The 24,295-nt window shown below is 71.0% G+C and carries 18 protein-coding genes; 8 read left to right on the top strand and 10 right to left on the bottom strand.

The window, feature by feature from the left end:
• Nucleotides 1-26: 26 nt before the first annotated feature.
• Both OG444_RS14060 and OG444_RS14055 read left to right on the top strand, forming a co-directional pair.
• The gene (locus OG444_RS14060; RefSeq protein ID WP_327262493.1) at nucleotides 27-947 is read left to right on the top strand and encodes a DMT family transporter; all 921 of its coding nucleotides are present in this window, start codon (nucleotides 27-29) and stop codon (nucleotides 945-947) included.
• A 10-nt stretch (nucleotides 948-957) separates the two neighbouring features.
• A complete protein-coding gene (locus tag OG444_RS14055) occupies nucleotides 958-1,860 on the top strand; it encodes a LysR family transcriptional regulator (RefSeq protein WP_327262492.1) in 903 nt (300 codons plus the stop codon).
• A 115-nt stretch (nucleotides 1,861-1,975) separates the two neighbouring features.
• Here the strand turns inward: OG444_RS14055 and pepN (OG444_RS14050) are convergent, their stop codons facing one another.
• The gene (pepN, locus tag OG444_RS14050) at nucleotides 1,976-4,561 is read right to left on the bottom strand and encodes an aminopeptidase N (RefSeq protein WP_327262491.1); all 2,586 of its coding nucleotides are present in this window, start codon (nucleotides 4,559-4,561) and stop codon (nucleotides 1,976-1,978) included.
• Between the two features lie 139 nt (nucleotides 4,562-4,700).
• On the opposite strand from pepN (OG444_RS14050), the gene OG444_RS14045 reads away from it, so the two are divergent.
• The gene (locus tag OG444_RS14045; RefSeq protein ID WP_327262490.1) at nucleotides 4,701-5,201 is read left to right on the top strand and encodes a DUF1203 domain-containing protein; all 501 of its coding nucleotides are present in this window, start codon (nucleotides 4,701-4,703) and stop codon (nucleotides 5,199-5,201) included.
• 58 nt (nucleotides 5,202-5,259) lie between these two features.
• On the opposite strand, the gene OG444_RS14040 is transcribed toward OG444_RS14045, so the two are convergent.
• The 3 genes from OG444_RS14040 to OG444_RS14030 form a co-directional block, all read right to left on the bottom strand.
• Nucleotides 5,260-6,288, bottom strand: coding sequence for an aspartate-semialdehyde dehydrogenase (locus tag OG444_RS14040; RefSeq protein WP_327262489.1), 1,029 nt, complete (start codon nucleotides 6,286-6,288; stop codon nucleotides 5,260-5,262).
• Nucleotides 6,289-6,612: 324 nt separating this feature from the next.
• Nucleotides 6,613-9,936, bottom strand: coding sequence for a S8 family serine peptidase (locus tag OG444_RS14035; protein WP_327262488.1), 3,324 nt, complete (start codon nucleotides 9,934-9,936; stop codon nucleotides 6,613-6,615).
• A 273-nt stretch (nucleotides 9,937-10,209) separates the two neighbouring features.
• On the bottom strand, nucleotides 10,210-10,770 hold the full coding sequence (locus OG444_RS14030) for a CGNR zinc finger domain-containing protein (protein ID WP_327262487.1): 561 nt from the start codon (nucleotides 10,768-10,770) through the stop codon (nucleotides 10,210-10,212).
• Nucleotides 10,771-10,907: 137 nt separating this feature from the next.
• On the opposite strand from OG444_RS14030, the gene OG444_RS14025 reads away from it, so the two are divergent.
• The gene (locus tag OG444_RS14025; RefSeq protein WP_327262486.1) at nucleotides 10,908-11,798 is read left to right on the top strand and encodes a pyridoxamine 5'-phosphate oxidase family protein; all 891 of its coding nucleotides are present in this window, start codon (nucleotides 10,908-10,910) and stop codon (nucleotides 11,796-11,798) included.
• Here OG444_RS14025 and OG444_RS14020 read toward each other — a convergent pair.
• Entirely contained in the window at nucleotides 11,774-12,736 is a 963-nt protein-coding gene (locus OG444_RS14020) for a hypothetical protein (RefSeq protein WP_327262485.1), read from the bottom strand. The two genes, OG444_RS14025 and OG444_RS14020, sit on opposite strands and share 25 nt — an antisense overlap.
• Nucleotides 12,737-13,022: 286 nt before the next feature.
• Nucleotides 13,023-15,575, bottom strand: a complete 2,553-nt coding sequence (gene pepN / locus OG444_RS14015; protein WP_327262484.1) for an aminopeptidase N — start codon at nucleotides 15,573-15,575, stop codon at nucleotides 13,023-13,025.
• A gap of 139 nt (nucleotides 15,576-15,714) precedes the next feature.
• On the opposite strand from pepN (OG444_RS14015), the gene OG444_RS14010 reads away from it, so the two are divergent.
• Nucleotides 15,715-16,362 carry a mycothiol-dependent nitroreductase Rv2466c family protein gene (locus OG444_RS14010; protein ID WP_327262483.1) on the top strand — a complete coding sequence of 216 codons (648 nt, stop codon included), beginning with the start codon at nucleotides 15,715-15,717 and terminating at the stop codon, nucleotides 16,360-16,362.
• 138 nt (nucleotides 16,363-16,500) lie between these two features.
• Here the strand turns inward: OG444_RS14010 and OG444_RS14005 are convergent, their stop codons facing one another.
• Nucleotides 16,501-17,157 (bottom strand): superoxide dismutase, encoded by a 657-nt coding sequence (locus OG444_RS14005; protein WP_030016698.1) that lies wholly within the window; start codon nucleotides 17,155-17,157, stop codon nucleotides 16,501-16,503.
• 163 nt (nucleotides 17,158-17,320) lie between these two features.
• A complete protein-coding gene (locus OG444_RS14000; protein ID WP_327262482.1) occupies nucleotides 17,321-18,727 on the bottom strand; it encodes an amino acid permease in 1,407 nt (468 codons plus the stop codon).
• Nucleotides 18,728-18,887: 160 nt separating this feature from the next.
• On the opposite strand from OG444_RS14000, the gene OG444_RS13995 reads away from it, so the two are divergent.
• Nucleotides 18,888-19,682 (top strand): SDR family NAD(P)-dependent oxidoreductase, encoded by a 795-nt coding sequence (locus tag OG444_RS13995; RefSeq protein ID WP_327262481.1) that lies wholly within the window; start codon nucleotides 18,888-18,890, stop codon nucleotides 19,680-19,682.
• A gap of 67 nt (nucleotides 19,683-19,749) precedes the next feature.
• Here OG444_RS13995 and OG444_RS13990 read toward each other — a convergent pair whose 3' ends face one another.
• Complete coding sequence (locus tag OG444_RS13990) at nucleotides 19,750-21,147, bottom strand: amino acid permease (protein ID WP_327262480.1); 1,398 nt, start codon at nucleotides 21,145-21,147, stop codon at nucleotides 19,750-19,752.
• A 283-nt stretch (nucleotides 21,148-21,430) separates the two neighbouring features.
• Between OG444_RS13990 and OG444_RS13985 the strand changes: the two genes are divergently transcribed.
• The gene (locus OG444_RS13985; protein WP_327262479.1) at nucleotides 21,431-22,015 is read left to right on the top strand and encodes a biotin transporter BioY; all 585 of its coding nucleotides are present in this window, start codon (nucleotides 21,431-21,433) and stop codon (nucleotides 22,013-22,015) included.
• Between the two features lie 84 nt (nucleotides 22,016-22,099).
• Here the strand turns inward: OG444_RS13985 and OG444_RS13980 are convergent, their stop codons facing one another.
• Nucleotides 22,100-23,533, bottom strand: a complete 1,434-nt coding sequence (locus OG444_RS13980; protein WP_327262478.1) for an amino acid permease — start codon at nucleotides 23,531-23,533, stop codon at nucleotides 22,100-22,102.
• Between the two features lie 219 nt (nucleotides 23,534-23,752).
• On the opposite strand from OG444_RS13980, the gene OG444_RS13975 reads away from it, so the two are divergent.
• Nucleotides 23,753-24,238, top strand: coding sequence for a ribose-5-phosphate isomerase (locus OG444_RS13975; protein WP_202201560.1), 486 nt, complete (start codon nucleotides 23,753-23,755; stop codon nucleotides 24,236-24,238).
• Nucleotides 24,239-24,295: the final 57 nt, after the last annotated feature.

Genomic DNA, 24,295 nt, shown 5'->3' with positions numbered 1-24,295 from the left:
CGAGGAGCAGACCCACAGTGGCCGTCATGGACCGCGTCCGTACCGTCTCGCAAGCCAGGCCCGGCAGCACGGGGAAGAAGGGTGCCGCCGGGCTCGGCGTACTCCTCGCCCTGCTCGCGACGGTCGTCTGGTCCGGCAGCTTCGTCGCCACCCGGGGCATGGCCGAGACCGTACCGCCCGTCCAGGCCGTCTTCTGGCGCTGGATCATCGCCCTGCTCGCCGTCGCCCCCTTCGCCGCCCGCCAGGCCTGGCAGCAGCGGGCCCTGATCCGGCGGCACCTCGGGTACATCGCCCTCGCCACGCTGTTCGGCGTCACCCTCTACAACACGCTCGTGCACCAGGCCGGACTGACCACATCCGCCTCCAACATGGGCATGATCATGGCGGCCTCGCCCGTCATCATGGCGCTCTACGCCCGCATCGGCGGCGAACGGCTCGGCACGCGGCGGGCCTTCGGCATCCTGCTCGCCGCCCTCGGCGTGCTGCTGCTCGTCGGCGACGGCTCCATCGGCTTCGACTTCGGAGCCGGCGACCTGTGGATGTTCGGCGCCGCCCTCTCCTTCGCCACGTACAGCGCCCTGCTCAAGCGCAAGCCCGCAGAACTCGGCGGCCTGGCCTTCCTGATCACCACCTTCGTGCTCGGCGCGCTGATGCTGGCACCTGCCTACGCCGTCTCCGTCGCCGTCCAGGGCGGCTTCGCGGTCAACGCCGGAACGGTCGGACCGCTGCTGTACGTCGGGGTGTTCTCCTCGGCCGTCGCCTTCTTCGCCTGGAACAGGGCCGTCTCGATGATCGGGGCGGCCCGCGCGGGAGTCGTCTACTACCTCCAGCCGGTGTGCGTGGCCGGCCTCGGCCTCCTGCTCCTGGGCGAGCGGACCGGACCGGCGCAGCTGCTCTGCATGGCGCTGATCCTCGGAGGGGTCGGGCTGGGGAGTGCCCGGCGGTAGGTTCGGTCCCATGACCGAGTGGGACATCAAGAAGCTGCGGATCCTGCGCACCCTCGCCGAACGGGGGACCGTGACCCGGACGGCCGAGGCGCTGCACATGACGCCCTCGGCCGTTTCGCAGCAACTGACGAACCTGGCCCGGCAACTGGGCGTGGTGCTGCTCGAGGCCGAGGGCCGCCGGGTGCGGCTCACCGACGCGGCCCACCTGGTCCTGCGGCACACGGAGGCGGTGTTCGCCCAGCTGGAGCGGGCCGACGCGGAACTGGCCGGATACCTCGCCGGGGACGCGGGTGAGGTACGGGTGGGCGCCTTCTCCACCGCGGTACCGGCGCTCGTGGTCCCGGCGGTGGCCGCGCTGCGGCGGGCCCACCCCGGGGTGGAGGTCCGGGTTCGGGAGACGGAGGCCGCGGAGTCGTACGAGCTCCTGTCGGCCGGCGGCGTGGACCTCGCGCTGTCGCTCGCGGCCCACGCACCGACCGCGCGGGACCCCCGGTTCACGCGGGTGGCGCTCCTGGAGGACCCCCTGGACGTGGCGCTCCCGCCGGGCCATCCACGGGCGGACGCGGCCGATCTGCGGCTGGCGGACCTCTCCGGCGACCCGTGGATCTACGGCGGCAGCGGTCCCTGGTCGGAGATCGCCCGGTCCGCCTGCGAAGCCGCGGGCTTCGTCCCGGAACAGGCGCACTCGGCGTCAGGCTGGACGGCGATCCTGGCCATGGTCGAGGCGGGCATGGGCGTGGCCCTGGTGCCCCGGATGGTGTCGAGCCGGGCCTCGGGCGGAACGGTGCGGGTCCTGGCCCACGACCGCCCGACCCGCCACGTGATCGCGGCGGTCCGCCGGGGCGCCGAATCCGCACCCGCACTGGCGCACGTCCTCGCCGCCCTGCGCGAGGCGGCCTCGGCCCGGCGGTAGCAGCTTCCGGGCTCCGCCCGGACCCGGTCCTCAAACGCCGGGCGGGCTGAAAATCCAGCCCGCCGGCGTTCGAGGCGCGGGGTCCGGGGCGGAGCCCCGGCTACGGTGCGAGCCGTCAGGCCTGAGCGGCAGCGGCGTCCGCGGCCTGGGCCTTCAGCGCGCGCTCGACGCCCGCGCGGGACTCCGAGACCAGGCGGCGCAGGGCCGCGTTCGGCTCGGCCGAGGCCAGCCACGCGTCCGTCGCGTCCAGGGTCTCCTGCGAGACCTGCAGCGCCGGGTAGAGGCCCACCGCGATCTGCTGGGCGATCTCGTGGCTGCGGGTCTCCCACACGTTCTTGACCGCCGAGAAGAACTTCTCGGTGTACGGGGCCAGCAGCTCGCGCTGGTCGGTCTGGACGAAGCCGCCGATCACGGCCTCCTGCACCGCGTTCGGCAGGTCGCCGGACTCCACCACCGAGGCCCACGCCTCGGCCTTGGCCTCCGCCGTCGGGCGCGCCGCACGGGCGGTCGCCGCGTGGCGCTCGCCGGCCGCCGTGGCGTCCCGCAGCAGCTCGGCCGCGATGGCCGGCTCCCCGGCGACGCCCGTCGCGACGAGCCGCTCCAGGAACGTCCACCGCAGCTCGGTGTCGACGGCCAGGCCCTCGATCTCCGCCGCACCGTCGAGCAGCGCCGACAGGTAGGTGAGCTGCCCCTCGGTGCGGGCGGTGGCCGCGAACGCCCGCGCCCACGCCAGCTGGTGGTCCCCGGCCGGCTCCGCGCCGCGCAGCTGCTCCAGGGTGGCCTCGGTCCAGGCCGCCAGGCCCTGCTCCCGCCACGCCGGGTCGGCGTAGAGGTCGATGGCCAGCTTCACCTGACGGTGCAGCGACTGGACGACGCCGATGTCGGACTCCTTGCCGATGCCCGAGAGGACCAGCGCCAGGTAGTCGCGGGTGGCGAGCTCGCCGTCACGCGTCATGTCCCAGGCCGAGGCCCAGCACAGGGCGCGCGGCAGGGACTCCGTGAAGTCGCCGATGTGCGCGGTGACCGTGGCGAGGGACTCCTCGTCCAGGCGGACCTTCGCGTAGGACAGGTCGTCGTCGTTCAGCAGGAAGACCGCCGGGCGCGTGCGGCCGACCAGCTCCGGCACCGTGGTCAGCGCGCCGTCGATGTCCAGCTCGATCCGGTCGGTGCGCACGAGGGCGCCGTCCTGGAGCTCGTACAGGCCGACCGCGATGCGGTGCGGGCGCAGCGTGGACTGGCCCTTGGCGCCGGCGGGCAGCGCGGGCGCCTCCTGGCGGATGCCGAAGGCAGTGATCACGCCGTTCGCGTCGGTGGTGACCTCCGGGCGCAGGATGTTGATGCCGGCCGTCTCCAGCCACGCCTTGGACCAGGCCGTCAGGTCGCGGCCGGAGGTCTCCTCCAGGGCGCCCAGCAGGTCGGACAGGCGCGTGTTGCCGAACGCGTGCGCCTTGAAGTACGCCTGCACGCCCTTGAAGAAGGCGTCCATGCCGACGTAGGCCACGAGCTGCTTGAGCACCGAGGCGCCCTTGGCGTACGTGATGCCGTCGAAGTTGACCATGACGTCGTCGAGGTCACGGATGTCCGCCATGATCGGGTGCGTGGACGGCAGCTGGTCCTGCCGGTACGCCCAGGTCTTCATGGAGTTGGCGAAGGTGGTCCACGCGTGCGGCCACTTCGAGCCCTCCGCGTACGCCTGGCAGGCGATCGACGTGTACGTCGCGAACGACTCGTTCAGCCACAGGTCGTTCCACCACTCCATGGTGACCAGGTCGCCGAACCACATGTGCGCGAGCTCGTGGAGGATGGTCTCCGCGCGCACCTCGTACGCCGCGTCCGTCACCTTCGAGCGGAAGACGTACTGGTCTCGGATGGTGACGGCGCCCGCGTTCTCCATGGCTCCCGCGTTGAACTCCGGGACGAAGAGCTGGTCGTACTTGGCGAAGGGGTAGTCGTAGGCGAACTTCTCCTGGAACCAGTCGAAGCCCTGCCGGGTCACGTCGAAGATCGCGTCCGCGTCGAGGAACTCGGCGAGCGAGGGACGGCAGTAGATGCCGAGCGGTACGGACTGGCCGTCCGGGCCCTCGTAGGAGCTGTGCACCGCGTGGTACGGACCGACGATCAGCGCGGTGATGTACGAGGAGATGCGCGGCGTCGGCTCGAAGCGCCAGACGTTGTCCTTGACGTCCGCGGCCTCGGGGGTCGGGGAGTTCGAGATGACCGTCCAGCCCTCGGGGGCCGTCACGGTGAACTGGAACGTGGCCTTCAGGTCGGGCTGCTCGAAGCTGGCGAAGACCCGCCGCGCGTCCGGCACCTCGAACTGGGTGTAGAGATAGGCCTGCTGGTCGACCGGGTCCACGAAGCGGTGGAGACCCTCACCCGTGTTCGTGTACGCGCAGTCCGCGACGACGCGGAGCTCGTTGGCCCCGGCCTCCAGGGCGCTCAGGGCGATCCGGGAGTCCTGGAAGACCGCCGCGACGTCCAGCGACTTGCCGTTGAGGACGACCTCGTGCACGGCCGGAGCGACCAGGTCGATGAAGGTCTCCGCCCCGGCCTCGGCCGACTGGAAGCGCACGGTGGTCACGGACGGGTAGCTGCCACCCTCCTGTGCGCCGCTGAGATCGAGTTCGATCTCGTAGGAGTCGACGGTGAGCAGCTTTGCCCGCTGCTGAGCCTCTTCACGGGTGAGATTCGTGCCTGGCACGCGTTCATCTCCTTCGATGGTGACGTTGCCCGGCCATCCTGCCATCCGGACAGCATCACTGCCTCGGACTAATCCACGGGCGAACGCGACGTCGTATTCCCGCCGGACACCGGACGGCCGCCGCGCCACGCTGGTTGCCATGACCAGTGCATACCGGGCCAGGCCCATCGAGGAGGCGGCGCTCAAGGAGCTCCGCGTGCAGGACGACGCGGGACGCGGCCCCGTCCCGTACACCGACGGAGAGGGCGGGGCGCCGCTGCGGTGCTGCCTGCGCACCAGTGAGGCGGGGGAGCGGATCGCGCTCGTCTCCTACGCGCCGCTGCGCCGCTGGGCGGCGCGGACCGGGGCCGATCCCGGCGCCTACGACGAGCAGGGGCCCGTCTTCATCCACGCCGAGGACTGCGCGGGCCCCGTGGGGGGCGGTGGCCACCCCTTCGCCCGGGCAGGGGTGCAGCGCACCGCCCGGCGGTACGACGCCCGCGGGCACATCCTCGGCGGGCGGGTCCTGGACCTCGGGGAGGACCCCGACGGGGTGATCGAGCAGGCCCTCGCCGAGGCCTTCGCCGATCCCGCCGTGGCCCTCGTTCACCTGCGCTTCGCCGAGTTCGGCTGCTTCCAGTTCGAGGTGCGCAGGCCCTGACGTGCCAGGAGGGCGGGCGCCCCGGGGCGCCCGCCCTCCTCGTCGTACGCCCGCGGGATCAGCCGCGCAGCTCCTCGGCCACGAGCTCGGCGATCTGCACCGCGTTCAGGGCCGCGCCCTTGCGGAGGTTGTCGTTCGACAGGAACAGCGCGAGGCCGTTGTCCACGGTCTCGTCGGAGCGGATGCGGCCCACGTACGAGGCGTCCTTGCCCGCCGCCTGCAGGGGGGTCGGGATCTCCGAGAGCTCGACGCCCGGGGCGTCCTTCAGCAGCTCGTACGCGCGCTCGACGCTGAGGGGGTTGGTGAAGCGGGCGTTGACCTGGAGGGAGTGGCCGGAGAAGACCGGCACGCGCACGCAGGTGCCCGAGACCTTGAGCTCCGGGATCTCCAGGATCTTGCGGGACTCGTTGCGGAGCTTCTGCTCCTCGTCGGTCTCGAAGGAACCGTCGTCGACCAGGTTGCCGGCGAGCGGGATCACGTTGTAGGCGATCGGGCGCTTGTAGACGGCCGGCTCCGGGAAGTCCACCGCGCCGCCGTCGAAGGTCAGCTGGTCGGCGGCCTCGGCGACCGCGCAGGCCTGGCCCTTGAGCTCGGCCACACCGGAGAGGCCCGAGCCGGAGACGGCCTGGTAGGTGGTGGCGATCAGCGCGGTCAGGCCGGCTTCCTCGTGCAGGGGACGCAGCACCGGCATCGCGGCCATGGTGGTGCAGTTCGGGTTCGCGATGATGCCCTTGGGGCGGTTCTTGATCGCGTGCGGGTTGACCTCGGAGACCACGAGGGGGACCTCCGGGTCGCCGCGCCAGGCGGAGGAGTTGTCGATCACGACGGCGCCCTGGGAGGCGACCTTCTCGGCCAGCGCGCGGGAGGTGGCGCCGCCGGCGGAGAACAGCACGATGTCCAGGCCCGCGTAGTCGGCCGTGGAGGCGTCCTCGATGGTGATCTCCCGGCCCTCCCACTCGAGGGTGGAGCCCGCGGAACGGGCCGAGGCGAACAGCCGCAGCTCGTCCACCGGGAACTTCCGCTCGGCGAGGATGCCGCGCATGACTCCGCCGACCTGTCCGGTGGCTCCGACGATTCCGACCCTCACGGTGACTCCTTTTGGTACGTACGACGCGGGCGCGCGTGGAGCCATCATGCGTTCGACCCCACGAGCCTTGTCCAATCCATTGTCCGAGGAACGGACGGTGTCCCGGTCGTGAACCCCCGTGTCGGGTTCGTGGCGGGCGTGTTGCAGAGCCCCTGAACACACGTTTTGCCTGGTCGGAAGCGGTTTGGCGGCCGGTCTGCCGGGTCCGTTTTCCGGACATGCCCGACCGCAGAACGAACCATCCGATGCGCGGGACTCGGGAAAAGGCCCGAGGGGGCGGCGCTCGTCAGAGCGCCGCCCCCTCGGGTTTCGTACTGCGGGGTCCTACGGGAGGACCTTCTCGATCTGCACGCTGCCGGTGCCGGCGGCGGTGCCGCGGGCGTTCAGCAGCTGGACCTGGCCGAAGAACTGACGGCCCTCGGGGGCCGCGCTGCTGACCAGGACGTTCGCCGAGACCTGCGCGGTGGCGCCGGTGGCGAGGTTCACCGCGGCGGCCTCGTCGACCTGGACGGAGCCCAGGGCGGCCGAGAAGAACACGTCGCGGTAGTCGTACGTGGTGGAACCGGACGGGATCGCGTAGCCGATCACCTTGACGGTGTAGGTGCCCGCGGCCGGGTTCACCAGGCTCACGGCCTCCTCGGAGTCGCCGTCGGCGGCCGAGCCGACCTTGATGCCGTCCTTGTAGACCTCGAGGTCGAGGTCGGCGGCGGTGTCGGACACCTTGCCGATCGAGACGTCGAGGCGCGAGGTGCCCGCGGGGACCGCGATCTCGGTGGTGTGGGTCTCACCGTTCGCGAGGGTCGGCTTGGCGACCTTCGCGGAGCCGAGCGGACCGCCCTGGAGCTTGCCGCCGGTGATGGCCGCGCCGGCGTTCTTGATGCTCCACTGGACCGGCGCGGGGGTGCCCTGCTTCACCTCGGGCAGGACCTTGACCGCGGGGTCGAAGGCCGCGCCGAGCACGGAGACGTCCAGCTTGAACGGGTTGTCCAGGACCGGCGACGTACGACGGGCCTCGACCTCGATCTCCCAGACGCCCGGCGTCGGCTCGGGGTACGAGCGCACGTCGGGGCGGCAGGTGTTGGCCGGGTTGTCGTAGTTCGGGTAGCAGTTGGTCGTGGCCGTCGGGTCGACCGGCACGCCGTAGGGGTGGATCGCGATGAAGCGCGTCTGGGCGCCCGCCGCGAGACCGCCGAGGGCGACCTCCAGGCTCTTGGCGCCCGGCGGCACCGTCACGAAGTACGACTTGTGGCTGTTGCGCTGCACGGTGGAGGACTGCGACAGAGCGAACGACGGCGCGGCCAGGGGGGCGGAAGCCACGACGGTCGTCAGGATCTGCTTGTCGATGCCCTCGGTGGTCTCGTCGTCCAGCTGCAGGATGCCGCTGTGGACGCCGGCCGACTTGGCGTTGGCCTCGACCTTGATGGTGACGGGCTTGTTCAGCGGCAGGGTGACGTAGTCGTAGCCGCCGACGACCTTGAAGGTGCCGTCGTTGTTGCGCCAGCTCAGGTCGTGCCGGGTGCCGTACTTGACGCCCGTGGTGCGGGTGACGACGACGTTGTAGACCTTCTTCTGGTTGACCTTGAGGCCACCCTCGCGGTCGTACAGGCCGGTGCCGGAGCCCGGGGTCTTCAGGAACTGGTCGATCGCGGTGTCGACCGGCGCCTGGACGGTGAACTCGTTGGCCTTGGCGTCGCGCTGGATGGACTCCCACGCACCGGGGATGTTGATCAGACCCGAACCCTGCGCGTGCGCGGGGACGTTGTCGATCTTCTTGGCGGCCGTGGTGAGCGCGACCCGCAGGGAGGCCGGCGTCAGCTTGATGTTGTGCTGCTTGGCGGCCGAGATCAGCAGGGCGCTGGCGCCCGCGGCCTGCGGCGAGGCCATCGAGGTGCCCTGGAGCATGCCGTAACCGGCCGGCAGGGTGTAGCCGGCCTCCTTCACCGGGGCGCCGGGCAGCCAGGTCTGGATGGTGTTGATGGCCGCGCCGGGGGCGCTGATGGTCGGCGTGAAGCCGCCGTCCTCACGCGGACCGCGCGAGGAGAAGGGGAACATGTTGTACTTCGTGCTCACACCGGAGCCGTAGTTGGCGGCCCAGGTCTCCTTGGAGACCGAGGCACCCACGGAGATGACCTTGTCCGTGAGGGCGGGGTCGCCGATGGTGTTGACGCCCGGGCCCGAGTTGCCGGCCGAGATGACCAGCTGGACGCCGTAGGTGTCGATGAGGTTCTTGTAGAGCTCGGAGCGCGCGTTGTTGCCGTCGTTCAGCGCCGGCAGGCCACCGATGGACATGTTCACGATGTCCACACCGCGGTTGACGACGAGGTCGATCATGCCCTCGGTCAGCGCGATGTTGGTGCAGCCGCCGGACCAGGAGCAGGCGCGCGAGGAGACGAGCTTGGCGCCGGGCGCCTCGCCGTTCATCTTGCCGCCGAAGAGGCTGTTGGCGGCGGTGATACCGGCGACGTGCGTGCCGTGCTCGGACTCGATGATGCCGATGTTGACGAAGTCGGCCTTCTTGCCGACCCAGTCCCCGCCGAGCGGGTCCATCGGGACGTCCTTGCGGATCTCGATCACGAACGGGATGCGCTCGGCGACGTCGGTCGCCGGGTTGTCCGTGCCGAAGTAGCCGATCTGGTAGCCGTCCTTGTACGGCTTCATCGGCTCGTTGTTGGTGAAGTCGCCGTCCTGGTCGGTGTCGACGCGGACGGTGCCGGCGGCGGCGTCGTAGAGCATGCCGAACCGGTCGGTGGTGTCCCCGTCCCGGTTGACGTCGCCCGCCATGTCACCGGTGGCGGTGATCGACTCGCTGAAGCGGCTCCACTGGAAGCTGCCCTCGGGGGCCTTCCAGCTCTGGCCGCCCGCGGTGAAGGCGCCGCCGCTGGAGGTGACCGGGGTGATCTGCGGGCGCCAGGTGGCGTCGCTGTCGGTGATCGGGTCGGTGGCCGTCACCCAGTCGACGATCTTGCGCTCGCCGGTCGTGGTCTTCTGCAGGGCCGGGTGGCCGAGGTCGACACCCGAGTCCATGATGCCGATGGTCACGCCGCGGCCGTCGGCCTGCGGGTTGTCCTTGACGAAGTCGACCGCGCCGGTCTCGAAGGACGGGTTGTACGGGTTCTTCGCCGGGGTGTTCTTGTCCGGCGCCGCGTACGTCTCGGCGGCGGTCTTCTTCACCGTGCCGCTCTCGCGGTCCGCGTCGGGGCGCGGGTCCGGCAGCTGGATCTCGTGCCGCAGGTCGATCCCGTGCACCGAGGACAGCTTGGCGGCCGCCTTCAGCGCGGCCTCGGCCTGGGCGGTGGGCAGGGTGGCGCGCACGTAACCGAGGTTGTCGTACGTCCGGCCCACCGAGGCGCCCTGGACGGCATCGAGCTGATCGGCCACCTGCTTGGTCTGGCCGGGAGCGGTCGCGACCATGACGGTGACGTTCGCGTCACCCTTGGCCTTGGCCTGCTGAAGCAGCTCGGCGTCGGCCGAACCGAGCTTCTGGTCTGCGGACTTGACCGCGGGCGAGGTGCCCGGGGTGTCCGCGCCGGTCGCCGCGAGGACGGGCCCGGCGCCGGTGGCCGCGAGGGCGGCGACCAGGCCGGCCGCGGCCGCGACGCGCGCGACGCGTCTGGCCCCGGATATGGAGCTGGGGGATTCGAGGGTCATCAGCATCCCTGGTAAGTGAAAGATACGGTCCGGATTTCGGTGCCGGATGACCGGTCAGCTTGGCCTAAGCGACAGCTCTTTGGGGAGAGTTGTCATTGACCGAGACCTGCCATGGCGGACTCTCGCCAGCGCGAGGAATGCGCCAGCGCGGCCTTACCGGGGCACAGCGGTGCGAACCACAGGGGCTGATCGGTCGATTTATCGACTTGACGGCCATATGGCGGCACCGGGACGCGCTCGCGCCCCGGTGCGGGTGTGACAGATTTCGAGTGGTCAGCGCTCGCGCGTGCGCGCGTAATGACGTGAGGCCTTCGCCCGGTTTCCGCAGGCGGCCATCGAGCACCAGCGCCGGGTGCCGTTGCGCGAGACGTCGTAGAAGTGAAGGACGCAGCTCTCGGAGGCGCACGTGCGGATCCGGCCGGGCGCGGCGCCCAGCAGGCCGAGGTAGTCGCGCGCCGCCGTCCAGGCCGGCCCCCAGGCCGGATCGGCGAACTCGGCCCGCTCGCCCGGGCCTTCGGCGGTCAGGGTGGCACGGATGCGGCCGTGCTCCAGTACGGCGTCGATCAGGGTACGGGCACTCTCGTCGGCCGGGTCCGCGACCGCGCGGGCCAGGGCCTCGCGAGCGGTCAGCAGATGGACGAGGGTCGCCGCGTCGGCGCGGAAGCGCCCGGCCAGGCCGGTGCTCTCCAGCCAGACCGCGAGCCCCTGCACGCGGGTGAGCCCGGCCGCGCCGGCGAAGAGGTCCAGTGGTTCGCCGTCGACGGCCCAACGGGTGTTGAGCAGGTCGAGGGCGACCGGCTCCCCGGTCAGGGGTCGTGGATCCGCCGCCGTCATGTCCCTCGTGCCCCTCTCCCGCCGGATGGCTAACCCTTTGAGGGTACGTGAACGGTTGACACCTCCTTGCCTAACCCTTAAATTGATTCTAGAAGGTTAGACAAGATGTGTGCGGGAACCTCTGCGGAAGGAACGTCATGACCCACGGGGCGTACCACCGGGGCCCGCTGGCCGTGCAGGAGCGGGTCGGCGTGCGCGACCTGGCCGACCATGTCGGGCGCTCGATCGGTAGCGGCATCCGCGACGTCGCGGCGGCCTTCCTGGGGCTCCAGCCGCACCTGGTCGTCGGCGCCACCGACGGCGCGGGGCGGGTGTGGGCCTCCCTGCTCACCGGCGCGCCCGGCTTCGTACGGGCCACCGGGCCGGACCGGATCGCGGTCGCCGGCGGTCCACCGGCGGGCGACCCGCTCGCCGAGGCGCTGGCCACGGCAGGGACCCGCGTCGGCACCCTCGCGCTCGACCCGCGCACCCGGCGCCGGATGCGGCTGAACGGAACCCTGGAGGTGACGCGGGGAGGCTTCGCCGTCGAGGCCGAGCAGGTCTTCGGCAACTGCCCCAAGTACATCCAGCGGCGCCGGCCGCTGGAGCTCGCCCGGCAGGGGGCGGGTGTGGTGCGGCGCGGGGATGTGCTCACACAGGACCAGCAGCGGACGGTGCGCGGCGCCGACACCTTCTTCGTCGCCACCACGGCGGAGGCGGACGGGGCCGACGCCAGTCACCGGGGCGGACTGCCGGGATTCGTGGAGGTGCTCTCGCCGGCCGAGCTGGCCTGGCCGGACTACGCGGGCAACGCCATGTTCCTGACCCTGGGGAACCTGACGGCCGACCCGCGGGCCGGACTGCTCTTCCCGGACTGGGAGAGCGGGGCGGTCCTTCAGCTCAGCGGCCGGGCCCGGACGGAGTTCGGGGCCGACGGGAGCCGCCGCACCCGCTTCCGGGTGGAGTCGGTGGTGGAGAGCGTGCACCCGGGGCGGCTGCTGTGGAGCACCCCGGAGTACTCGCCTCACCTGGGCAGTACCACCAGGTAGGCGGCGGGTTCCCGGTCGTCGGCCGCGGTCAGGGCGGTCCGGATGACCGCGGCCTGCTGCTCGGGCCAGTCGCGCAGCTTGCGGGGGGTGATGTGGATGACGGTCACCCCGAGCCGCTCCAGCGTCTCGCGCTTGCGCACGGACTCCGACCACTGCTCGTCCTCGCCCTGGCGGGGGGCGCGGGTGTCGATCTCCAGGGCGACGGAGTGCTCGGGCCAGAACGCGTCGACACCGCCGAGGTGCGGGCCGCCGGGCAGCCGCAGGTCCACGTTCCAGACGGGGTCGGGGAGCTCGTGGCCCCGTACGAGGTGGTACAGCCGGTCCTCGGCGATGGCCCGGCCCTCCGCGAGCAGCGACTCGACCGCGTCGACCACGTGCGGCCGGTTCAGCAACCGGGCGACGGTCAGCTCCCGTACGACGGCGGCCGGTTCGCAGTGCCCGCCGCGGACGGCCTCGCTCAGCAGGCGGCGTACGACGCCGGCGTCGGAGAGCTGGGTGACGGCGTCGGCGACGGCCCGCGCGACGGGCGCCACCGGCAGTCCGGTCACCTCCTGGGACCGCGGCGGCGTGTGCGTCCGTACGATCCGCACGTCCCCGGTGGAGCGCAGCCGCCGGGTGCCGGGCACCAGTACGTCGATGTGCGACAGGGCGAGCAGCGCGGGCGCGGAGCTGAACCGGTACAGGGCCAGCGCCGCCAGCCCGGTGATCATGGCCTCGCCGCTGCCGCGCCGTCCCGCGTACAGCAGCGCCGCGTGCAGGCGCTCCTCGCTGGTCGCGGGCCCGGAGTGGAGCAGGAACACCCCGGGCAGGATCTGCTGCCAGGGCCGCCCGGCCGCGTCGGAGGCGGTGACGCCGTGCTCGCGCAGCTGGGCCAGGGTCAGCACGCGGGGGCGGGTGCCGGTGAGGTGGGCGAGGGGGAGGGGTGCGTTGTGGTTCATGACGCGGTGATTCCCTCAGGCCATGGCCTTGCTAACCCCTGTTACACGCCCGTCGACAAATCCGGACAAGCCGGGGCTAAAGTACGGGCGTTCGACTGCCGATGGGGTGCGCCCGTACGGGGGACCCGGGTCGGCGCCGTTGCGGGGGCGCCGCCCCGGACCCCCGCGCCTCCAACGCCGGCAGGGCTGGCTTTTTCCAGCCCGTCCGGCGTTCGAGGCGTTCGAGGACCGGGTCCGGGCGGCGCCCGGTCTCGGGAAGGGGCGGGGTGGGGGAAGGCCCCGCAGGTCAGCCCGCGGCCGCGTCGCAGGCCTGGGCGCGCAGGCCCCGGGCCAGGTCGTCCCGGGCCTCCAGGACCAGGCGGCGCAGGGCCGGAGCCGCGTCGGCGTGCGTCGACAGCCAGGCGTCGGTGGCCTCGAGCGTGGCGGAGTCGCCCTGCAGCGCCGGGTAGAGACCCCTCACCACGTCCATGCCGATCTGGATCGACCGCTCCGCCCACACCCGTTCGATCACCTCGAAGTAGCGCCCCGCGTAGGCCGCGAGCAGGCCCCGCTGCGAGGACTGCTGCATGCCCGCGATCGTCGCCTCCACCAGCGCGTTGGACAGCGCGTCCGACTCGACCACCGCCGCCCACGCCTGGTCCTTCACCGCCTGCGAGGGCCGCGCCGCCAGGCACCGCACCTGGTGCCGCTTGCCCGAGGCCGTGTCGTCGCGCGCCAGTTCGGCGGCGAGCACGCCCTCGTCCACCGCCCCGTGCGCGGCCAGCGGCAGCAGGAAGTCCCAGCGCAGCTCCTGGTCCACCTCCAGCCCGTCGATCCGCGCCGTGCCCTCCAGCAGCCCCAGCAGCAGCTGGAAGTCGCCCTCGGTCGCCGCGCTCGCCGCGAAGAAGCGGGCCCACGTCAGCTGGTGCTCCGACCCCGGCGCCGCGAGCCGCAGTTCGCGCAGCGCGCCCGACGCCAGCTCCCGGCCGCCCTGCTCGCGCCACGCGGGCGCCGCATAGTGGGTCACCGAGGTCAGGGCCTGCGTGTGCAGCATCTGCAGGACGCCGACGTCGCTCTCGCGGCCCGCATGCGCGAGGACCAGCGAGACGAAGTCCCGCGCCGGCATCAGGCCGTCGCGCGTCAGGTTCCACAGCGCCGACCAGCTCAGGGCCCGCGCGAGCGGGTCGCTCAGGTCACCGAGGTGCGCCCGCAGGGTCTCCAGCGAGCTCTCGTCGAAGCGGATCTTGCAGTAGGTGAGGTCCTCGTCGTTGACCAGAACCAGGTCGGGGCGGTCCGTGCCCGCCAGCTCCGCGACGACCGTCCGCGCGCCCGAGACGTCCGCGTCGGCCCGCGCGTAGCGGACCAGGGTCCCGTCGGAATCCAGCCGGTACAGGCCCACCGCGACCCGGTGCGGACGCAGCTCGTCGCCCTCCTGCACGACGGCCAGCTCCGTCACCCGGCCGCCGGCGTCGTAGGTGATCACCGGGGTCAGAGCGTTCACCCCGGCGGTCTGCAGCCAGGCCCGCGACCACTCGGCCATGTCCCGCCCGGAGACCTCCGCGAGCACCGACAGCAGGTCGTCGAGCGTGGTGTTCCCGTAGGCGTTGGCCTTGAAGTAGCGCCGCGCGCCCTCCAGGAAGGCCTCCCGTCCCACATAGGCGACCAGCTGCTTGAGCACCGAGGCGCCCTTGGCGTAGGTGATGCCGTCGAAGTTCAGCTTGGCGTCCTCCAGGTCACGGATGTCGGCCGTGATCGGGTGCGTGGACGGCAGCTGGTCGGCCCGGTAGGCCCATGACTTGCGGCGGTTGGCGAAGGTGATCCACGCCTGGTCGAAGCGGGTGGCCTCGACCAGCCCGAAGGAGCCCATGAAGTCCGCGAAGGACTCCTTCAGCCACAGGTCGTCCCACCACTTCATGGTGACCAGGTCGCCGAACCACATGTGCGCCATCTCGTGCAGGATGACGTTCGCGCGCGCCTCGTACGAGGCCTGCGTCACCTTGCCGCGGTAGATGTACTCCTCGCGGAAGGTCACCATCCCCGGGTTCTCCATGGCGCCCAGGTTGTACTCCGGCACGAAGGCCTGGTCGTACTTCCCGAAGGGGTACGGGTAGTCGAAGAGCTCGTGGAACAGGTCGAAGCCCTGCTTGGTGATGAGGAAGACGTCATCGGCGTCGAAGTGCTTCGCCAGCCCCTTGCGGCACATCGCGCCCAGCGGGATCGTCAGGTCCCCGCGGGTGTAGGTGTCCGTCACGTAGTGGTAGGGGCCCGCGACCACGCACGTGATGTACGTGGAGATCGGCGCGGTCTCGGCGAACCGCCACACCCCGGCCTCGCGGGACTCCTCCGCGCCGTTGCTCCACACCTGCCAGCCCTCGGGGGCCGTCACCTCGAAGCGGTACGGGGCCTTGAGGTCGGGCTGCTCGAAGTTCGCGTACACCCGCCGGGCGTCGGCCGGCTCGTACTGGGTGTAGAGGTAGACCTCGCCGTCCTCCGGGTCCACGAAGCGGTGCAGGCCCTCGCCCGTCCGGCTGTACGCGCAGTTCGCGTCCACCACGAGGACGTTCTCGGCGGCCAGGCCGTCGAGGGCGATCCGGGCTCCGTCGAAGACCGCGGCCACGTCCAGCGCGCGCCCGTTCAGGGTCACGGCGTTCACCGAAGGGGCGATCAGGTCCGCGAAGGTGGCGGAGCCGGCCGCCGCCCGGAAGCGGACGGTCGTCACCGAGCGGAAGGTCCGGGGACCCTCGGCCGGCTCGGCCTCGTCGACCGCGGACCGGATGTCGAGGACCACCTCGTACCCGTCGACGGACAGCAGCTCGGCCCGCTCACGGGCCTCGTCGCGGGACAGATTCTCTCCGGGCACGTGCACTCCTTCGTGCGTGATCGCGTTCTTGTGTCGAATCCTCGCACGAGGGAATCAGCGCCACCCGGTAGTGGTTGGTGACGGGGAACGTGAGCCCAGTGATGCGCTTTTGCGACCCATGCCGAGACTGAGGAGAGACATGACCGACACCCAGGTGCGCGAGAAGACCCCGGTCGACTTCTGGTTCGACCCGCTCTGCCCTTGGGCCTGGATGACGTCCCGCTGGATGGTCGAGGTCGAGAAGGTCCGCGACGTCGAGGTCCGCTGGCACGTGATGAGCCTCGCGGTGCTCAACGAGAACAAGCTCGACGAACTGCCCGAGGTCTACCGCGAGCTGCTCGGCCCCAAGGGCTGGGCCCCGGTGCGCGTGGTCATAGCGGCGCAGCAGAAGCACGGCGAGGAAGTCACCGGCAAGCTCTACACCGCGCTCGGCACCCGCATTCACAACGAGGAGAAGGGCCCGACGCGCGAGGTGATCGCCGAGGCGCTCGCCGAGGTCGGTCTGCCGGCCGAGCTGCTCGCGTACGCCGACTCGGACGAGTACGACGAGGTGCTGCGGGCCTCGCACAACGACGGCATAGACCGGGTGGGCCAGGAGGTCGGCACCCCGGTGATCTCCGTTCCGGGCTCCGAGGGTGACGACGTGGCCTTCTTCGGTCCGGTGGTCACCCCGACCCCGCGCGGCGACGCGGCCGCCCGGCTCTGGGACGGCACCCTGCTCGTCGCCTCGACCCCGGGCTTCTACGAGATCAAGCGCACCCGCACCAAGGGCCCGTCCTTCGAGTAGGCGGACCCGTCGGCCCGGCCGGCGCACCACACAGAAGACCCCCGTGAGTCACGTCCTCACGGGGGTCTTCCGTTCGACACGCCCGCCGGTGAAGGTTGAGAAGACGATCACGAGGCGGACGGGCTTGTGGTGGCGCGATCAGCCCTTGGCGGGGATCAGCAGCGGGGTGTTCGCCTTGGCGTCGGCGTAGCGCTTGGAGACGTCCTGCCAGTTGACGACGTTCCACATGGCCTCGATGAAGTCCACCTTCTGGTTCTTGTACTGAAGGTAGAAGGCGTGCTCCCAGGCGTCGAAGACCAGGATCGGGGTGCTCGCCACGCCCACGTTGCCCTGGTGGTCATAGACCTGCTCGACGACCAGACGGCCGCTGACGGGCTCGTACGCGAGCACGCCCCAGCCGGAGCCCTGCGTCGCGGAGGAGGCGAAGGTCAGCTGCTTCTTGAACTTCGCGAAGGAGCCGAAGGACTCGGTGATCGCGTCGGCCAGGTCGCCCAGGCCGTCGGCCGCGGTGGGCTCGCCGCCGCCCTCGCCGGTCTTCGGGCTGGCCATGTTGTGCCAGTAGATGCTGTGCAGGATGTGGCCGGAGAGGTGGAACGCGAGGTTCTTCTCCAGGCCGTTGAGGGCGCCCCAGTTCTCCTTGTCGCGCGCCTCCGCCAGCTGCTCCAGCGTGTTGTTGGCGCCCGTGACGTAGGCCGCGTGGTGCTTGTCGTGGTGCAGCTCGATGATCTGCGGGTTGATCACCGGCTCCAGTGCCGCGTAGTCGTACGGAAGCTCAGGAAGCGTGTAGATGGCCATGCGTGTTATCCGGTCCCCTCAGCGTGCCAACTGCTTATTGCAATCAATGCGCAACTGCACGCTAGCAGTATCTATTCCAGGCCACATGTAAGGGTTACCTCTGAACGACGAAGGCGGGCCCCGTGTCTTCGCACGGAGCCCGCCTTCGTCTTCCGACGATCCGTCAGGCCCGGCCGGCCGCCCGGCGCTGCATCACGTAACCGGTCACCGCGAGGGCGACGGTCAGCCCGCCGGTGAAGATCACCTGGACGCGCGTGTCCTCGCCCAGGGCCATCAGCACCAGGACCCCGGCCACCCCGGCCAGCGCCACCCAGGTCAGGTACGGGAAGCCCCACATCCTGACGACCAGCTTCTCGGGGGCCTCGCGCTCCAGCCGCCGGCGCAGCACGAACTGCGAGACGGCGATGAAACCCCAGACGACCAGGATGACCCCGCCCACCATGTTCAGCAGCCAGGCGAACAGGGTGTCCGGGTACCAGTAGGACAGCAGCACGGTGACGAAGCCGAAGGCGCAGGAGGCGAGCACCGCCCGGCGCGGCACCCGGCCGCTCACCTTGCCCAGCGCCTTGGGGCCCTGGCCGCGGGAGACCAGCGAGTAGGCCATGCGCGAGGAGCCGTAGATGTTGGCGTTCATCGCGGACATCAGGGCGATCAGGATGACCACGTTCATGATCTCGCCGGCGGCCGGGATGCCCAGGCGGTCCAGGGTGGCGGCGTACGGGCCCTCGGCCGTGACCGCCGGGTCGTTCCACGGCAGCAGGGTGACGATGACGAGCATGGAGCCGACGTAGACGATCGCGATGCGCCACATGGTGGTCCGCACGGCCCTGGCCACGCCCTTGACCGGGTCCTCGGACTCGGCGGCCGCGATGGTCACCGTCTCCAGTCCGCCGTACGCGACGACCGAGGCCAGCAGTCCGACCAGCAGGCCGTCCACCCCGTTGGGCAGGAAGCCGCCGTCGTGGAGCATGTTGGCGGTGCCGGGGGAGTCGGTGCCGGGCAGCAGGCCGAGCACGGCGAGCACGCCCAGGCCCAGGAAGAGCGCGATCGCGCCGATCTTGAGGGCGGCGAACCAGAACTCGAACTCGCCGAAGTGGGAGACGGCGGCGAGGTTCGAGCCGCAGAAGAGGGCCATGAAGACCAGCACCCACATCCAGGAGGGGGTGCCCGGGAACCAGCCGGCCATGATGTGCGCCGCGCCGATGGCCTCGATGGCCACGCCCACGCACAGCAGTGTCCAGAACATCCAGCCGGCGGTGAATCCGGCCCAGGGGCCGATCGCCCGCTCCGCGTGGACGGAGAAGGAGCCGGAGGCGGGGTTGGCGGCGGACATCTCGCCGAGCATCCGCATCACGAACATCACGAGCAGCCCGGACGCGGCGTACGCGAGCACGATCGAGGGGCCCGCGGCGGCGATGCCGGCGCCGGAGCCGACGAAGAGTCCGGCACCGATGACACCGCCGAGGGCGATCATCGAGAGGTGGCGCTGCTTGAGCCCGTTGCCGAGGGGAGACCCGGCGTCGGCCTGCGGCGGCTCGGGCGGTGCGACGGTGGTGCTGCTGTGGCTCATGGCTGGGTGCCTGTCAGGTGCGGGGGTGGAGCGGGGCCCAGTGTGCCGAGTGTCCGATCACCGGAACGACTGTGTCCGATATTCGGACAGCCGGATGACCGGCCGTGATCACCCCCGTACGCTGCCGACAGGACGCACAGCCGCGATGACAGGGGGACCGGTGGACGACCGAACGGACCACGGGATCAGGGAACTGCCCGCCACGGGCCGGGGGGTGCTCGTCACTGGGGCGTCCCGGGGGATCGGGCGGGCCATCGCCACGGCCTTCGCCGAGAGGGGCGACCGGGTGGCGGTGCACTGCACGGTCCGGCGGGCGGACGCCGAGCGCACTCTCGCGGACCTGCCGGGCGAGGGGCACATCCTGGTCAGCGGCGACCTCACCGACCCGGCCCGCGTGGAAGCGCTCGCGGCCGAGACCGAGAAGGCGCTCGGCGGCATCGACGTCCTCGTGAACAACGCCGCCGTGATGGTCGCGCATCCGCTGCCCACGACCTCGTACGCCGACTGGCAGGAGGCCTGGCGGCAGACGGCCGCCGTGAACCTCTTCGCCCCGGCCAACCTCACCCACTGCGTCGCCCGGCACATGATCACCGGCCGGCGGGAGGGCCGCGTCGTCAACATCGGCTCCCGCGGGGCGTTCCGCGGCGAACCGGACCACCCGGCATACGGCGCCACCAAGGCGGCCCTGCACGCACTCGGCCAGTCACTCGCCGTCTCCCTGGCCCCGCACGGCATCGCCGTGGCCTCCGTGGCGCCCGGGTTCGTGGCCACCGAGCGGGTCGCCGACCGGCTCGAGGGGGAGGAGGGCGAGCGGATCCGGGCACAGAGCCCCTTCGGCCGGGTCGGCACCCCGCAGGAGGTCGCTGCGGCCGTCCTGCACCTGGCCTCGCCCGCCGCACGCTGGAGCTCGGGCACCGTGCTCGACGTCAACGGCGCCTCCCACCTGCGCACCTGACGCGAAGGCCCCCCGCGCCGGGTGTGCGGGGGGCCTTCTTCGCGAGGCGCCGTGGGCCGGCGGCCGGTCAGGACTTCGGGGTGCGCCGCTCCCGTACGAGGGCCACGACCAGGACGACGGCCGCCGCACCCGTGGACCACAGCAGCTGGGGACGGGCGGAATCGTCGAACAGCATCAGGACCAGGACCGCCGCCATCCCGGCCAGCGCGGCCCAGGTGGCGTACGGGAACAGCCACATCGGCAGGGTCAGCCGCTCCGGCATGTCCCGCTCGATGATCCGGCGCAGCTTCAGCTGGGAGACCGCGATCAGCGCCCACACGAACAGCAGCACCGCGCCGACCGCGTTGAGCATGTAGAGGAAGATCGTGTCCGGCCACAGCAGGTTGAGCACCACGGACACGAAGCCGAAGGCCACCGAGGCGAACACCGCCCGGCGCGGCACCCCGCCGCCCGAGACCTTCAGGAGCGCCTGCGGCGCCTCACGGCGCTCGGCCAGCGAGAACACCATCCGCGAGGACCCGTACAGGTTCGCGTTGAGCGCCGACAGCAGCGCCACGAACACCACGATGTTCATGATCTGGCCGGCCGCCGGGATGCCGATCGAGTCGAGGACGGCGACGTAGGGGCTCTCGCCCGGCTTCAGCGAGTTCCACGGCAGCAGGGTCACGATGACCACCATCGAGCCGACGTAGAAGAAGAGGATGCGCCACACCGCGCTGCGCACCGCCCGGGACACCGAGCGCGCCGGGTCGTCCGACTCGGCGGCCGCGATGGTGACGACCTCCAGGCCGCCGAAGGCGAAGATGACCGCGAGCATGCCCGCGACCACGCCGCCGAAGCCCGCGGGGAAGAAACCGCCCTGGCCGGTGAGGTTGGCCATGCCGACCGGGTCCGTGTCCGGGAGCAGGCCGAAGACCGCGAGGGTGCCGAGGATCAGGAACAGCACGATCGCGCCGACCTTGAGGGCGGCGAACCAGAACTCGAACTCGCCGAAGTTCTTCACCGCGGCCAGGTTGCTCACGGTGAAGACCACCATGAAGAGCAGGACCCAGATCCACTGGTCGACCGACGGCACCCAGCCGTTCGCGATCTTCGCCGCGCCGGTGGCCTCCACGGCCAGCACCACGACCAGCAGGAACCAGTACAGCCAGCCCGCCGAGAAGCCGGCCCAGCGCCCGAGCGCGCGCTCCGCGTAGACGGAGAAGGAGCCCGAGGCGGGCATCGCGGCCGACATCTCGCCCAGCGCCCGCATCACCAGCATCGCGAGGACGCCCGCGAGCAGGTAGGAGCAGATGATCGCGGGACCGGCGATGCCGATGCCGGCTCCGGAGCCGACGAAGAGCCCGGCGCCGATGACGCCGCCGAGGCCCAGCATGGTCAGGTGGCGCTGCTTGAGGCTGTGGCTGAGGGGTTCCGCGGGCAGGTCGCCCGTCGTGGGAGGTGCTTCTTCCAGGCGCTCGCGCATGAAGGGTGCTCGTACTCTCGTTCGGCCCAGCGGCGGTGGTGGCTCCGCAACAGGATTGGCGGGACCCTACAGTCTTGCTGAGCGGCGGTCGTCCGTGCAAAACGGACGTGTTGTCGGATCTTCCTCGTGACGAGGATCACGTCGTCTTAGGTGTGGGGCTCAGGGTTTGTGTGATCCCCACCAAAGCGGGGAGCGGGGCTTGTCCCGGGCAGCGCTGGGGCGGCGGGGGACCGCGCATTAGCGTCGGTGATCGTCCCGCCACCCCCACCCGTGGAGCCTCCCGATGAGCACTGCCTCCGTCTCCCTGCGCCCCGGCGCCGTCCTCGCCGACCTGCTGCCCGCGAGCCGCGTCCGCGACATCGCGCTCGTCGTCGGCGGCGCCGCGCTCACCGGGCTGGCCGCCCAGATCGCGGTTCCCGTTCCCGGCTCCCCGGTCCCCGTGACCGGCCAGACCTTCGCCGCCCTGCTCGTCGGTACCGCGTTCGGTGCCCGCCGCGGCTTCCTGTCGCTGGCGCTGTACGCCCTCGTCGGCATGGCCGGTGTGCCGTGGTTCGCGGGCGGGACCTCCGGTGCGGGCGGCGCTTCCTTCGGCTACGTGCTCGGCATGCTGCTGGCCGCCACCGTCGTCGGCGCCCTCGCGCGGCGCGGCGGCGACCGCTCGGTCCTGCGCACGGCCGGCCTGATGGTGCTGGGCTCCGCCGTGATCTACGCGGTGGGCGTGCCGTACCTGATGGCCGCCACCGGGATGTCCCTCGGCGTGGCCGTCGCGAAGGGCATGGTCCCGTTCCTGATCGGCGACGCACTCAAGGCCGCGCTGGCCATGGGCGCCCTGCCCGCCGCCTGGAAGCTGGCCGGCCGTCGCGGCTGAGCCGCCCCCGACACGGGCCGCACGCACCGGAGCCCGGCCCGCCTTGTGAAGGCGGGCCGGGCTCCGGCGTACGTGCACGAGCGATCAGCCCTGGAGGGCCTTCTTGCGGCGGAAGTCCAGGATCACACCGACGAGCACGACCAGGCCGGCGACCAGCGTGGACAGGGTGACGACCTCGCGGTTCGCGTCGTCCACGAACATGTAGCCGATCACGAACATGATCAGTGCGGCGGTGGCCCAGGTCAGCCACGGGAACAGCCACATCTTCACGGTGAGCTTCTCCGGGGCCTCGCGGACCAGGATCCCGCGCATCCGCAGCTGGGTGAAGCAGATCACCAGCCAGACGAAGAGCGCGATGGCACCCGAGGAGTTCAGGAGGAAGTTGAAGACCGTGTCCTTGAAGGCGTAGTTGAAGTAGACGGCGACGAAGCCGAAGACCGTGGAGCCCAGGATCGCGGCGACCGGCACACCGTTCTTGTTGACCTTGGCGAACGCCTTGGGGGCGTCACCGCGCTCACCGAGCGAGAAGGCCATGCGGGAAGCGGTGTAGAGGCCCGAGTTCAGGCAGGACAGCACGGCGGTCAGGACGATGACCTCCATGATCGTGCCGGCGTTCGCGATGCCGATCGAGTCCAGGGCGGCGACGTACGAGCCCTTCTCGGTGATCGACTTGTCGTTCCACGGGAGCAGCGTCAGCACGATGAAGATCGAGCCCAGGTAGAAGACGCCGATCCGCCAGATGACGGAGTTGGTGGCGCGGGTGACCGCCTTGCGGGGGTTCTCCGACTCGCCGGCGGCCAGGGTGACGATCTCGCTGCCCATGAAGGAGAAGACGACCATCAGCACACCGGTGAGGACCGCGCCGTAACCGTTGGGGAAGAACCCGCCGGTGTCCGTGAGGTGCGCGAAGCCCGCGCCCGGGTTGTCGGAGCCCGGCAGCAGGCCGAAGACGGCCAGCATGCCGACGATCACGAACGCGCCGATGGCGACGACCTTGATGCCCGCGAACCAGAACTCGAACTCACCGTAGGAGGCGACGGAGCCGAGGTTGGTGGCGGTCAGCACCGCCATCACGATCAGCGCCCAGGCCCACTGCGGGACGGCCGGGATCCAGTTCTCCAGGATGGCGGCACCGGCGGTGGCCTCCACCGCGAGCACGACGACCCAGAAGAACCAGTAGAGCCAGCCGATGGAGAAGCCCGCCCAGCGGCCCAGCGCGCGGTCGGCGTACGCCGAGAAGGAACCCGAGTTCGGGCTCGCGGCGGCCATCTCGCCCAGCATCCGCATCACGAAGACGACCATCGCGCCGACGAGCGCGTAGGAGATCAGGATGGCGGGTCCGGCCTTGGCGATACCGCCGCCGGAACCGACGAAGAGGCCGGCGCCGATGACGCCGCCAATGGCGATCATGGACAGGTGGCGGTTCTTGAGACCGGCCTTCAGACCGTCGGAGGGCTGGCCGTCACCGGGGTTGCCGGTGGGGCCGCCTTCCTTCTGAAGGGTCGTCGTGGAGCTCATGGACGGATCCTTAGGTTCTCGGGTTGCGAGCCCCGGCATTCAAACCTGAGATGAACGCAGGACGGAAGACCTCAATCCGGATCGTTGCCTTGGGGCGAACATCCAGGACCCCCCGTCCGCCCTGTCCCATCTGCGCTCTTTGGGTTTACTTGAGCTTTAGAAGTGACTTACGCGACACCCGCTGGAGGCTGTCGGACCTCCACGTGCCACACTCGTCCCATGCGCGTGTACCTCGGATCCGACCATGCCGGCTTTGAGCTCAAGAACCACCTGGTGGACTGGCTCAAGAACAACGGCCACGAGCCCGTCGACTGTGGGCCCCACATCTACGACGCGGTGGACGACTACCCGCCGTTCTGCCTCCGCGCCGCGGAGAAGACCGCCGCAGACGCCGACAGCCTCGGCATCGTGATCGGCGGCTCCGGCAACGGCGAGCAGATCGCCGCCAACAAGGTCAAGGGCGTCCGCGCCATCCTGGCCTGGAGCGTCCAGACCGCCCAGCTCGGCCGTGAGCACAACAACGCCAACGTCATCTCCGTCGGCGGCCGGATGCACACGCAGGACGAGGCCGTCAGCTTCATCGAGGCCTTCCTGGCGACCCCGTACTCCGACGAGGAGCGCCACACCCGCCGCATCGAGATGCTCTCCGCCTACGAGACGACCGGCGAGCTCCCCCCGATCCCGGCCCACCACCCGCAGGGCTGATCTTCCGCTTCGCCGTGCCGCCGGAGTCCCCGGCGGCACGGCCGTTTCCAGACGTAG

The sequence above is a fragment of the Streptomyces sp. NBC_01232 genome, from assembly GCF_035989885.1.
Lineage (GTDB): Bacteria > Actinomycetota > Actinomycetes > Streptomycetales > Streptomycetaceae > Streptomyces.
The sequence above is the reverse complement of the archived record's forward strand: the minus strand, read 5'-3'. Positions and strand labels throughout refer to the sequence as shown.

Coding starts and splice junctions, on each gene's coding strand:
- OG444_RS14060 (WP_327262493.1), top strand. CDS start 27: ATGGACCGCGTCCGTACCGTCTCGCAAGCCAGGCCCGGCAGCACGGGG.
- OG444_RS14055 (WP_327262492.1), top strand. CDS start 958: ATGACCGAGTGGGACATCAAGAAGCTGCGGATCCTGCGCACCCTCGCC.
- OG444_RS14045 (WP_327262490.1), top strand. CDS start 4,701: ATGACCAGTGCATACCGGGCCAGGCCCATCGAGGAGGCGGCGCTCAAG.
- OG444_RS14035 (WP_327262488.1), bottom strand. CDS start 9,936: ATGACCCTCGAATCCCCCAGCTCCATATCCGGGGCCAGACGCGTCGCG.
- OG444_RS14030 (WP_327262487.1), bottom strand. CDS start 10,770: ATGACGGCGGCGGATCCACGACCCCTGACCGGGGAGCCGGTCGCCCTC.
- OG444_RS14025 (WP_327262486.1), top strand. CDS start 10,908: ATGACCCACGGGGCGTACCACCGGGGCCCGCTGGCCGTGCAGGAGCGG.
- OG444_RS14020 (WP_327262485.1), bottom strand. CDS start 12,736: ATGAACCACAACGCACCCCTCCCCCTCGCCCACCTCACCGGCACCCGC.
- OG444_RS14010 (WP_327262483.1), top strand. CDS start 15,715: ATGACCGACACCCAGGTGCGCGAGAAGACCCCGGTCGACTTCTGGTTC.
- OG444_RS14005 (WP_030016698.1), bottom strand. CDS start 17,157: ATGGCCATCTACACGCTTCCTGAGCTTCCGTACGACTACGCGGCACTG.
- OG444_RS14000 (WP_327262482.1), bottom strand. CDS start 18,727: ATGAGCCACAGCAGCACCACCGTCGCACCGCCCGAGCCGCCGCAGGCC.
- OG444_RS13990 (WP_327262480.1), bottom strand. CDS start 21,147: ATGCGCGAGCGCCTGGAAGAAGCACCTCCCACGACGGGCGACCTGCCC.
- OG444_RS13985 (WP_327262479.1), top strand. CDS start 21,431: ATGAGCACTGCCTCCGTCTCCCTGCGCCCCGGCGCCGTCCTCGCCGAC.
- OG444_RS13980 (WP_327262478.1), bottom strand. CDS start 23,533: ATGAGCTCCACGACGACCCTTCAGAAGGAAGGCGGCCCCACCGGCAAC.
- OG444_RS13975 (WP_202201560.1), top strand. CDS start 23,753: ATGCGCGTGTACCTCGGATCCGACCATGCCGGCTTTGAGCTCAAGAAC.